Annotated in this window: 13 protein-coding genes and 1 pseudogene; 10 read left to right on the forward strand and 4 right to left on the reverse strand. The window is 62.0% G+C overall.

Features of this window, described 5'->3' with window-relative positions; translation table 11 throughout:
- From A2J01_RS32480 to A2J01_RS32495, 4 genes and pseudogenes are all read left to right on the forward strand, one after another.
- Positions 1-329: pseudogene (locus tag A2J01_RS32480) on the forward strand (glucose-6-phosphate dehydrogenase); the annotation flags it as partial.
- Positions 329-1,237 (forward strand): glucose-6-phosphate dehydrogenase assembly protein OpcA, encoded by a 909-nt coding sequence (gene opcA / locus A2J01_RS32485; protein WP_156519474.1) that lies wholly within the window; start codon positions 329-331, stop codon positions 1,235-1,237. The pseudogene A2J01_RS32480 and the gene opcA, both read left to right, overlap by 1 nt.
- Entirely contained in the window at positions 1,230-1,970 is a 741-nt protein-coding gene (pgl, locus tag A2J01_RS32490) for a 6-phosphogluconolactonase (protein ID WP_042919814.1), read from the forward strand. The genes opcA and pgl overlap by 8 nt, the downstream gene beginning before the upstream one ends.
- A 338-nt stretch (positions 1,971-2,308) precedes the next feature.
- The gene (locus A2J01_RS32495) at positions 2,309-3,232 is read left to right on the forward strand and encodes an SDR family oxidoreductase (RefSeq protein ID WP_007727945.1); all 924 of its coding nucleotides are present in this window, start codon (positions 2,309-2,311) and stop codon (positions 3,230-3,232) included.
- 10 nt (positions 3,233-3,242) lie between these two features.
- Here A2J01_RS32495 and A2J01_RS37290 read toward each other — a convergent pair whose 3' ends face one another.
- Positions 3,243-3,371 (reverse strand): hypothetical protein, encoded by a 129-nt coding sequence (locus tag A2J01_RS37290; protein WP_257226963.1) that lies wholly within the window; start codon positions 3,369-3,371, stop codon positions 3,243-3,245.
- Positions 3,372-3,438: 67 nt separating this feature from the next.
- Between A2J01_RS37290 and A2J01_RS32500 the strand changes: the two genes are divergently transcribed.
- The 5 genes from A2J01_RS32500 (at position 3,439) to A2J01_RS32520 (ending at position 5,954) form a co-directional block, all read left to right on the forward strand.
- Positions 3,439-3,783 (forward strand): iron chaperone, encoded by a 345-nt coding sequence (locus A2J01_RS32500; RefSeq protein WP_030536407.1) that lies wholly within the window; start codon positions 3,439-3,441, stop codon positions 3,781-3,783.
- A gap of 32 nt (positions 3,784-3,815) precedes the next feature.
- Positions 3,816-4,538 (forward strand): AAA family ATPase, encoded by a 723-nt coding sequence (locus A2J01_RS32505; RefSeq protein ID WP_003944997.1) that lies wholly within the window; start codon positions 3,816-3,818, stop codon positions 4,536-4,538.
- A gap of 27 nt (positions 4,539-4,565) precedes the next feature.
- Positions 4,566-4,886 (forward strand): TfoX/Sxy family protein, encoded by a 321-nt coding sequence (locus A2J01_RS32510; RefSeq protein ID WP_003944891.1) that lies wholly within the window; start codon positions 4,566-4,568, stop codon positions 4,884-4,886.
- 134 nt (positions 4,887-5,020) lie between these two features.
- Positions 5,021-5,269, forward strand: coding sequence for a hypothetical protein (locus A2J01_RS32515; protein WP_207624530.1), 249 nt, complete (start codon positions 5,021-5,023; stop codon positions 5,267-5,269).
- A gap of 172 nt (positions 5,270-5,441) precedes the next feature.
- Positions 5,442-5,954 carry a hypothetical protein gene (locus A2J01_RS32520; protein ID WP_230587563.1) on the forward strand — a complete coding sequence of 171 codons (513 nt, stop codon included), beginning with the start codon at positions 5,442-5,444 and terminating at the stop codon, positions 5,952-5,954.
- Here A2J01_RS32520 and A2J01_RS32525 read toward each other — a convergent pair.
- From A2J01_RS32525 to secG, 3 genes are all read right to left on the reverse strand, one after another.
- Positions 5,941-6,726 (reverse strand): oxidoreductase, encoded by a 786-nt coding sequence (locus A2J01_RS32525; protein ID WP_042919818.1) that lies wholly within the window; start codon positions 6,724-6,726, stop codon positions 5,941-5,943. The two genes, A2J01_RS32520 and A2J01_RS32525, sit on opposite strands and share 14 nt — an antisense overlap.
- A gap of 104 nt (positions 6,727-6,830) precedes the next feature.
- Positions 6,831-9,605 carry a phosphoenolpyruvate carboxylase gene (gene ppc, locus A2J01_RS32530; protein WP_064114352.1) on the reverse strand — a complete coding sequence of 925 codons (2,775 nt, stop codon included), beginning with the start codon at positions 9,603-9,605 and terminating at the stop codon, positions 6,831-6,833.
- Positions 9,606-9,708: 103 nt separating this feature from the next.
- Positions 9,709-9,942, reverse strand: a complete 234-nt coding sequence (gene secG / locus A2J01_RS32535) for a preprotein translocase subunit SecG (RefSeq protein WP_003944946.1) — start codon at positions 9,940-9,942, stop codon at positions 9,709-9,711.
- A 209-nt stretch (positions 9,943-10,151) separates the two neighbouring features.
- Between secG and A2J01_RS32540 the strand changes: the two genes are divergently transcribed.
- Positions 10,152-10,598: tyrosine-protein phosphatase (locus A2J01_RS32540; protein ID WP_197494349.1), on the forward strand; the 447-nt coding region annotated here is incomplete at its 3' end.

The following is a 10,598-nucleotide window of genomic DNA, read 5'->3' on the forward strand; positions in this document are numbered from 1 at the left end:
CCGACGAGGGCGTCACCATGCGGTTCGGCTCGAAGGTTCCCGGATCGAGCATGGAAGTCCGTGACGTCAACATGGACTTCTCGTACGGCCAGGCTTTCACCGAGTCGTCTCCGGAGGCGTACGAGCGGCTCATTCTCGACGTGTTGCTCGGCGAGCCGTCTCTGTTCCCGGTGAATGCCGAAGTCGAATTGTCTTGGGAGATCCTCGATCCCGTCCTCGAGCACTGGGCTGCCGGCGGTAAGCCGGAACCCTACGAGGCCGGAACGTGGGGACCACCGTCTGCGGACGAAATGATGCAACGCACCGGACGCGAATGGAGGCGACCCTAGTGATTCTCGATTTGCCGTCCACCACCACGGTCCAGGTCAGCAAGAAACTGGTCGAGGTACGTAAGACCGGCGGCGCTGTCACCTTGGGACGAGTGTTGACGCTCGTCGTCTGCACCAGGGACACCGGGAATGCCGAGGAAGCCATCGAGGCCGCCAACGAAGCAAGCCGCGAGCACCCATGCCGCGTCATCGTGCTTCTGCGTGGCGACGAGCAGAGTGAGCCCAGGCTCGATGCTCAGATCCGTGTCGGCGGGGACGCCGGCGCCTCGGAGGTTGTCGTGTTGCGTCTCTACGGTCCGCTTGCGGATCACGAGAGCAGCGTCGTCATCCCGTTCCTGCTCCCCGATACACCGGTAGTCGCGTGGTGGCCCCTCGAGGCACCCGAGATTCCGGCCAAGGATCCCGTCGGGAAGCTCGCGATACGGCGCATCACCGATGCCACCGGCGCCCCCGATCCGACCGCCACCATCAAGGGGCGACTCGCGTCGTACACCGCCGGCGATACCGATCTCGCCTGGAGTCGCGTCACCTACTGGCGCGCGCTCCTCGCGTCGGCTCTCGATCAGCCGCCGCACGAGAAGATCACCTCAGCGGTGGTCTCCGGTCTCAAAACCGAACCGGCACTGGATATTCTCGCCGGTTGGTTGGCGGCCAAGATCGACGGTCCGGTCATTCGACGTACGGGTGAGCTGACGGTCGAGTTGAAGCTCGAGACCCGCAGTATCTCCATCAGTCGTCCGCAGGAGGGCACGACCGCTACGTTGATCCGCACCGGTCAGCCTGACGCGCTGGTTTCTCTGGGTCGTCGAGAGACACGCGATTGCCTCGCCGAGGAATTGCGTCGGCTCGATCCGGACGAGCTCTACGAAGAAGCTCTGGCCGGATTGGAGAAGGTGACCTATGAGTGATGTTGTCGTGGAGAAGTTTTCCGACGCCGGCCAACTTGTCGGCGCTGCCGCCGCACGCCTGGTCACGACCATCGTCGATGCCCAGAAGGCTCGCGGGTTTGCGTCCATCGTGCTGACTGGCGGTGGAACCGGCATCGCACTTCTCGAGAAGTTGCGTGAAGCTCCCGGCGACATCGACTGGTCGCAGATCGATCTGTACTGGGGCGACGAACGGTTCCTGCCGTCCGGCGATCCCGAGCGGAACGAAGTGCAAGCACGTGAGGCGCTTCTCGATCATGTGCCGGTCGATCCCGACAGGGTACATGCGATGGCCGCATCCGACGGTATCTACGACGGTGATCCACACGGGGCGGCGACGGCGTACGAACAACTGCTGGGCGCTCAGGCACACGGGAATCAGGTTCCGACGTTCGACGTGCACCTGCTCGGTATGGGCGGCGAAGGACACGTCAACTCGTTGTTCCCGCATACCGACGCTGTTCGCGAAGAAGCGCGTTTCGTAGTCGCGGTGACGGACTCCCCCAAGCCGCCACCGGTGCGGATCACCCTCACGTTGCCTGCTGTTCGGCGAGCCAAGGAGGTCTGGCTGCTCGTCTCGGGTGCTGCAAAGGCCGAGGCCGTTGCCAAAGCCGTCGGAGGTGCTTCGGCCGACGACTGGCCGTCCGCCGGCGCCACCGGTTTGGTTGCGACACGTTGGTTCCTCGATTCGGACGCTGCCTCGCAGCTTCCCTGATCTGATTTCACAGATCTGATTTCACAGATCTGATTTCACACCGGTCGGGAATCGTCTTCGGGCGATTCCCGGCTTGGTGGTACGTCGACGACTTCCTCACCGTGGCGACTTTCGACTACCCGCCGAGTCCGGATCCGATGCGAATTTCCTTTTGACGGAACGGAACTCAATCCCGAGATCCCGTTTCTCCAACCAGCACTGCGCCCCACACAACGATCCATCTCTCCCCTACCTCCTTCATCCGAGTGATTACTACCTTGGACGCCGCGAAGTAAGGTTCGGTTCCGCAGATCGCGTTCACTCTTGAACGAAGCAATCCAGGCGAGAACAATCGAACAATGTCGTGGACACCGAATCCGGACGCACTTCGCGGGCGAGTGGCTGTAGTTGCCGGGGCGACGAGGGGCGCCGGACGCGGAATCGCCGCGGCCTTGGGCGAGGCCGGTGCAACCGTCATCTGCACTGGCCGGAGCACATCTGCCGGAATTCTTCAGTCGGACTATCCGCGCGGAGAGACCATCGAAGAGACGGCAGAGCTGGTCACCGAGCTGGGCGGCGTCGGCGTGCCGATTGCCGTCGATCATCTCAAGAGCAAACAAGTGGCTGATCTCGCCGAACGCTTGCGAATCGACTATCACCATATCGACATCTTGGTCAACGACATCTGGGGCGCGGAATTACTCAAGGGTGGGCCGGCGGAGTGGAACACGCCGGTATGGGAACACGATCTGGACAAGGGGTTTCACATCTTGCGTCTGGCGATCGACACCCACATCACCACGTCGCACCACCTCCTGCCGCTCATGACTGATCGGCCAGGCGGACTGGTCGCCGAAATAACCGATGGCACTACCGAATACAACGCATCGAACTATCGCATCTCGGTGTTCTACGACTTGGCCAAGGTGTCCGTGAACAGGCTCGCATTTTCGCAAGGCCACGAACTTGCCCCGTTCGGCTGTACTGCCGTCGCCATCACTCCCGGGTTCCTGCGATCGGAGATGATGCTCGAGAATTTTGGTGTCGGCGAATCGAATTGGCGTGACGCTTTGTTGCCGGAGCGGGATGGTCCGACTGCGCCCGCGGATTTCGCACGCTCCGAGTCACCAAGATTCATCGGACGTGCGATCGCGGCCATCGCTGCCGATCCGAATCGACAGCGATGGAATCAGCGATCGGTCAGTTCAGGCGAACTCGGAACGGAATACGGGTTCACCGACGCGGACGGCAGCCGCCCCGATTTCTGGCATTACCAACGCTGAACGTGACTAGTCAACGATCTTCCGACGAGCCGTCTACCTCGCGGTAAGACCACCCCCGCAGAAAGCGCCTTGCGTTGGCCAGGTAGGCGCGCAGATGCGTGAGCATGCCGGCGAACTCCCAAGGTTCCAGATTTTTCATACCTAATGGTCTCATTTGTCCCCCAAGTCGCCGCAATTGGGAGTCGGAGCGCGATTATGATCCGCGCATGGCCGAATTCGCGACGATCAACGAATACATCGCTTCGTTTCCCACCGACGTGCAACCAGCCCTCGAGAGTATCCGCGAGACGATTCACAACACGGTTCCAGGCCTCGATGAGACCATCAGCTATCAGATGCCGACCATGACGGTGCACGGAAAGAACCTGATTCACTTCGCAGGCTGGAAAAACCACATCTCGATGTACCCGCTCCCGGCGGGTGACGCCGAGTTCGAGAAGTCCGTCGACCCTTACCGGGCTGCGAAATCAACGGTGAAGTTCCCGCTGAACAAACCGATCCCTCTCGATCTCGTGGCTCAGATCGTCGAATTGCTCGCGCAGCGCCACTAACGTCCGTTCTCGTCGGAGCCTTGTGAGAACGTATGGCCGTGCAGAGACAACCCATCCGCCGCATCAAGGCCGGGCCATCGTCGGGCGCCGACGTAGGCAGCTGGCCGATGACGGTGCCTGCAGTCGCGCAGATCGTTCAGCACGGTCTCGAGCTACCACCGGGTGTCACCATTCTGGTCGGCGAAAACGGAGCGGGAAAGTCGACCGTCATCGAAATTATTGCCGCCGTTCTCGGTCTCAACGCCGAAGGCGGGTCGACCAATACGCGGCATCAGACTCGATCGAGTGAACCGGGCGGCCTCGACCTTGTGCTCGAGCGGAGTCCCGGAGCATCGAAGTGGGCGTACTACCTCCGAGACGAAACCCTGCACGGTTTGTACACGTACTTGGAGGACAACCCCAATCCCAAGCGACCTGAACCGCTTTACCATCACCTCTCCCACGGTGAGGCGCTGCTCGAGATCCTGTCGTCGAGGACCTCCGACGGCGGCTTCTATCTCATCGACGAACCCGATGCCGCACTCTCCTTCCAGGGGACCCTGACACTGGCCGCGCTGCTCGGCGAGCTGGTGGAATCCGGCGCGCAGGCGGTGATCGCGACGCACTCGCCGATCATCGCGGCGCTGCCGAACGCCAACCTGCTCGAGATCGGCGAATGGGGAATCCGAGCCTCGAGCTGGGAGGACCTCGATCTGGTTTCGAACTGGCAGCGGTTCCTTCACGACCCGCACACGTACCTGCGCCATCTGATCTAACCTGGAACTCCACCCCAGGAGGCCTCCATGGCATACGACAAAGCGCTGGCTGAGCGTATCCGCGATGCGCTCTCGGGCGAGGACGACGTCGAGGAAGTAAAGATGTTCGGTGGGCTGAGCTTCATGGTGAACGGGAAGCTGGCCGCCAGTGCGAACTCACACGGCAACATCATGGTTCGGTGTGACCCCGATCGAGTCGACGAGCTTCTGACGCACAAGGGTGCAAGCTGGCCCGAGATGCGGGGTAAGCCGATGAGCAAGGGATGGATCGTCGTCGACCGAACCGGGACGAGTTCGAACGTCGAATTCAACGCGTGGATCAAGGAAGCTCTGGACTTCGTTCACTGACAGCTGGGGTGCGTTGCCGAAGATATCTGACGAGACTGGTGTGGCCGCGGGCTCTCGCGTCGATGAGAGACTGAACCGTGCCCGATCGACCTGAGATTGTCTGTATCTGCGGCTCTGCGCGATTCGCTGAAGAGATGCGGGAGGCGAACCGCGACCTGACGTTCGCGGGCGTGATCGTCGTCGCGCCGGTTGAAGCAGACGAGGCGGTCTCTGTCGAGCAGAAGAACCTGCTCGACGCGCTCCATCTGCGCAAGATCGACCTCGCCGATCGGGTTCTGGTCGTCAACCCTCGCGGATACATCGGTGAGTCCACGCGCCGAGAGATCGCGTACGCGCGCGCCGCCGGCAAACCAGTGTCGTTCACGACGCCGTTTGATCAGTAAGCGCCTCGTCGGTGCGGGCCGCAACGAATATTCTCACGCCGAGTTGCTCGAGCCCTAGCGCCGGTTCGATCAATTTCGCTCGATTCGGCAAAAGTGAACTGGGCGGCCCTTAGACTCCGGAAAAGCATTGGATTGGGCGGCTCGACGCCGCGGAGGAAAGGTGGTCCGTCGCGTGACGTTCACACCCAATCAGCCGGATCACCAACGCGCCTTCGGGTTTCAGACGCCGTCGACCCGCGCAATTCCCTCCCTCATGCCCGACCGTTTCGGACCTAGCCTCATCGGATCGCTCTGGGCGTGCGCCGGGATCGTCGCCGGAAGCCTCGGCCCGTGGACGTCATCCTCTGCGCTGGACCACAGTGGTGTCGACGAATGCGGAGCGATCACTCTCGTCCTCGCTCTGTGCGCGGTGACCGCGTTGATCACCCTCATGGTTCGAGACGTCACGCCCGAGATCAAGAATCACTGCACCGGCCCTTTGGTCGGAATCGCGGTATTGATCGTTGCCGTCGGAAACGCCGCGTCCATCGTGCGACGTAGTACCGAGTTCGCAGGGCACACTGCCGGACCGTCCATCGGGTGGGGACTGTGGGTGGTCATCGCGTCCGCAGTGATCCTGTGCATCACGTCGTCGACCGTCGCGCACATGATCAGGTTTCAGGCAGCAATGATCACAAGGTCTTGATCAGACCGCCGTCGATCACGAAATCCGCGCCTGTCACGTTCCCCGCACGATCGCTGGCGAGGAACAACACCAGGTCGGCAACCTCTTCGGGGAAGGTAAACCGCCCAGTCTCGGCTCCGGCCGCGGCGCTTTCGACGATGTCGTCGGCGGCTGATCCACTCGCCTTCGCCAGCGTCGAGGCCACTCCGTGCTTGCCGAGCCACAACTCCGTTTGCACCGGGCCAGGGCTGACGGTATTGACGCGGATCCCCTGCCCGCCCAGTTCTTTCGACAACGACTTCGAGAAGTTGGTCAATGCCGCTTTGGCGGCGCTGTAGTCGATCACCGTGGGGTCAGGTAAGAATGCGTTGACCGAACTGATCGTCACGATGCTCCCTCCACCTCGGCGGATCAACTCCGGCAGCGCAGCGCGAACAGTGCGTACAGCAGACAAGAACGTCAGATTGAACGACGCCGCCCACTCTTCGTCCGTGATGGCCGCGAAACCGCTCGTTCTCGGGGTGACGGCGCCGACGTTGTTGACCAGGATGTCGACGCCGCCCCTCGCTGCTGCAACCTCGAGCAGTCGGGTTGATCCTTCGACACTCGCGAGGTCGACGCCGACAAAGGTGACGGCGCCGCCGGACTGCAGCGATTCGAGTTCCGGCGAGAGCGTCCGCGAGCCCGCGACGACGTGGACTCCCTCGGCCACCAGGGCCCGAGTGATCGCCAACCCGATACCTTTTCCCGCGCCGGTAACGACGGCAGTTCGTCCGTCCAATTGCAGATCCACTGCGGTCCCCGTTCGGTCCGGTGCGCAGCGTTGGGTGTGCGTGCGACAGCTCTAGAGTCGCCGCACGCACACCCTGGTAAACCTGCAGAACCAGCCGCTGTTACCTAGCCACTGTTACGAAGCGCAGTGGCCAGGCCGTTCATCGTCAGCTGGATACCCCGACGCACCTGATCGCTCTCGTCGCCGGAACGGTACCGACGGATCAGCTCGACCTGTAGATGGTTGAGAGGTTCGAGGTACGGGAACCGGTTGTGGACCGAACGCTCGAGGCCCGAGTTGTCGGCAAAGAGGTTCTCGTTGCCCGTGATTGCCTTGTACATGCGAATTGTGCGTTCGTGCTCGTCGGTGATCATTCCGAAGACTCGATCGCGCAGTTCGGCGTCGGGCACGAGGTCCGCGTACCGGGCCGCCAAACCGAGATCCGACTTCGACATCACCATGGCCATGTTCGAGAGCACGGTTCGGAAGAACGGCCACTTCTCGTACAGGGCCGTCAACGTGGCAAGCCGAGTATCGTCTCCGTCTATCCATCTTTCGAACGCGGCGCCGGTTCCGTACCAACCCGGAAGCATCACGCGAGACTGACTCCACGAGAGCACCCAGGGAATCGCTCGCAGGTCGGAGATCGCCTTGGTCTGCTTGCGAGAGGCCGGACGAGAGCCGATGTTGAGTGCCCCGATCTCGGCGACCGGTGTCGACGCTTCGAAGTACTGCACGAATCCTGGTGTGTCGTGCACCAATTCGCTGTACGCGGTGCGGGCGAGGGCCGCGAGCTCGTCCAGTACCGCGTAGGCAGCGTCGGCATCGCTGCCGAGTCCTTCGACGTCGAGCAACGTCGACTCGATAGTCGCGGCGATGAGTGTTTCGAGGTTGCGATGTGCCAGACGCGGTTCGGCGTACTTGGCCGCAATCACCTCACCCTGCTCGGTGATTCGCAGAGAACCCGCGACTGCACCGGGAGGCTGAGCCAGAATCGCTTCGTAACTCGGTCCGCCGCCACGTCCGACGGTTCCGCCGCGGCCGTGGAAGAGCCTCAACCTGATTCCGCTCTTACGCGCGGCATCGACGAGGTCGAGTTCGGCACGGTACAGCGCCCAGTTGGCTGCCAGGTACCCGCCGTCCTTGTTCGAGTCGGAGTACCCGAGCATCACTTCTTGACTGTCACCACGGGAACGGACGATCGCACGATAGATCGGGATGTCGAGCGTCGCCAGCAATGTGTCGGCGCCGCCCTGCAGATCCTCGATCGTCTCGAACAACGGCACGATGCCGATCGGGCACGAGGGCTCGCTACCGACGCCCGGATCGAGCACCCCGACCTCTTTGAGCAGCACTGCAGCCTCGAGCATGTCACTGACCGAGGTACACATGCTGATGATGTAGTTGGGTACCGCACCCGCTCCGAGAACCCGCACTGCCTTGGCACCGGCCGCCATGATGGCCAGTTCCTTGGTGGTCAATTCGCTGAACTCGGCGTCCGGCGAAGTCAGTGGTCGCAGCGTCGTCAACTCGGCCGACAGCAATTCGACTCGATCGGCTTCCGGCAAGGACGCGTAGTCCGGGTGAACTCCGGCCCACGCCAGAAGTTCTGCGACGACGCTTTCGTGTACCTCGGAGTTCTGCCGCATGTCCAGACCGGACAGGTGAAAGCCGAACACCTCCACCGCTTCTCGGAGCCGATCGAGTCGATCGTCGGCGATGGTCTCGTCACCGAAACGACGCAACGAGGTGTCGATGATTCCGAGATCCCGCTGCAACTGTGCCGGGTCGGTGTACGCCTCGAGTCCGTCGTCGGACCCGTGGGCGGGCAACTCCCCCAGTACCGTCAGTGCTGTGGCGCTCAAGCGCCCGCGGATACCGCGAATCGCGCGACGGTACGGCTCGTCGGCCCTGAAGGCAGAGTCGTCGCCGGAGGTAGACGCCAGCAGATCGAGTTCGGGCGTGACGGAAACCAGCCGCGCCGACATCGACAGTTCACGCTCGAGATGTTCGAGTTCCTCGAGGTGATGCTCGAGAGCAGTCGCCGCAGCGCGCGACGTGGCGCGCTGGACGATTTCGCCGGTCACGTACGGATTGCCGTCTCGGTCACCGCCGATCCACGAACCCGGCCTCAGGATCGGTTCCGGCAGGAGCCCGGCGTCCGGCCAACGAGTGCGCAGAGCTTTGCGAACCTCGGCGTTGATCTTCGGAATCACCTCGAACAACGCTGCGTCGTAGTAGCGCAGGCCTACCTCGATTTCATCCTGGATGCGGAGGCGGCTGAGCCGGATCAGAGCCGTCTGCCACAGGGTCAGGATCTGACGGCGCAATTGCAGATCGACATCAGCGGTTTCTGCGACGCTCAGCGCCGTGCGCTCGCGGTATCGCATCAACTCGGTGATCCGACTCTGCGTCTCGAACACCGTACGGCGTCGAGTCTCCGTCGGGTGAGCGGTGATGACGGGTGAGACCAGGGCGCCCCGAAGCGCTTCTTCGACGGTGGCCGAATCGATATCGGCTGCATCAAGTTTGGTGTACGTGGCCGCGAGAGTGCTGTCGCGGGGCGGTTCCCCCGCGTTGACGTGGATGGCCCGTCGACGCTCGCGATGGATGTCCTCGGCCAGGTTGGCGAGCAGTGCGAAGTGACTGAACGCCCGGATGACGGGAATGGCGTCGTCCGTACTGATTTCGGCGAACAGCGACACCAGTTCGGCGCGATCGATCTCCGAACGACGGACTCGGAACGACTCGACACGGGCTCGCTCGACCAGATCGAACACATTGTCGCCGGCTTGCTCTCGCACTATTTGTCCGAGTATTCCGCCGAGAAGCCGGATGTCTTCGCGCAGCGGCTCGGTGGCCTCTCGCGGTGTTTCTCGATGCGACGCGGTTTCAGTCATCACACAATTATCGACCGAAACAAAGAACCCCGCTCGATAGGCGGGGTTCCGTGTCTGAAATTCGTGTGTGAAAAACTACCGGCTGTAAGTCATGAGCCGAGAATCAGGCGAACTTGATCTCCAGGCCGATGCCGACGATCGAAATGAGCCAGATCAACGCGGTGAAGACCGTCAACCGGTCGAGGTTCTTCTCGACAACAGTCGATCCGGACAGGCTGGACTGGACACCGCCACCGAACAGACTCGACAAACCGCCGCCCTTACCGCGATGCAGGAGCACCAAGGCGATGAGGAGCAAGCTGGTGATGACCAGCAGGATATCCAGGAACAGTTTCATGTCTGTCTACGTCCACCAATCCAATAGGGACAACTACAACCGATAACACCATACAGGCGCGCGCAGATAGCCTGACCACATACCCGCCTCGCACATGACTTTGCACCCGGCCAGGCACGACTCTTGGTCAGTGGCATCGATCACACTGTCGAGATACCGATTCAGTAGTTTTTCAGTTGACGCGACTCTACCTCCGAAAGGCCGGCTCCATGCTTTCCGACACTGCCCTGCCCAACACTGCCCTGCCCGACACACCCCTGCCTGACACACCGCGTCTGGCTTCGATTCACAACTTCCGCGACGTGGCCGGCCCCGGGTACGTCACGACCAGCGGACAGGCGATGAGCCGCGGAGTCTTCTACCGTGCAAACGTACTGACGCCCTCGCCCGAGGATCTTGCAATCGTGGAATCGCTGGGGCTGACCGCCGTCTATGACGTGCGCTCCGAAACCGAGGCGAACGAAACTCCCGACATCGTGCCGGCGCCGGCGATGTACGCCCACATTCCCATCCTGTCCGGAAACATCCACGCCGAAGCGATGGCTCTCCGAACAGCGGACGCTGCAACAGCTTTCATGCAGAACATCAATCGCAGCTTTGTCGCAGACCCCGTCACTCGGAACGGATTTTCGCAGTTGTTCGCCGCCCTGGCGACC

The organism is Rhodococcus sp. EPR-134, from assembly GCF_001647205.1.
Lineage (GTDB): Bacteria > Actinomycetota > Actinomycetes > Mycobacteriales > Mycobacteriaceae > Rhodococcus_F > Rhodococcus_F qingshengii.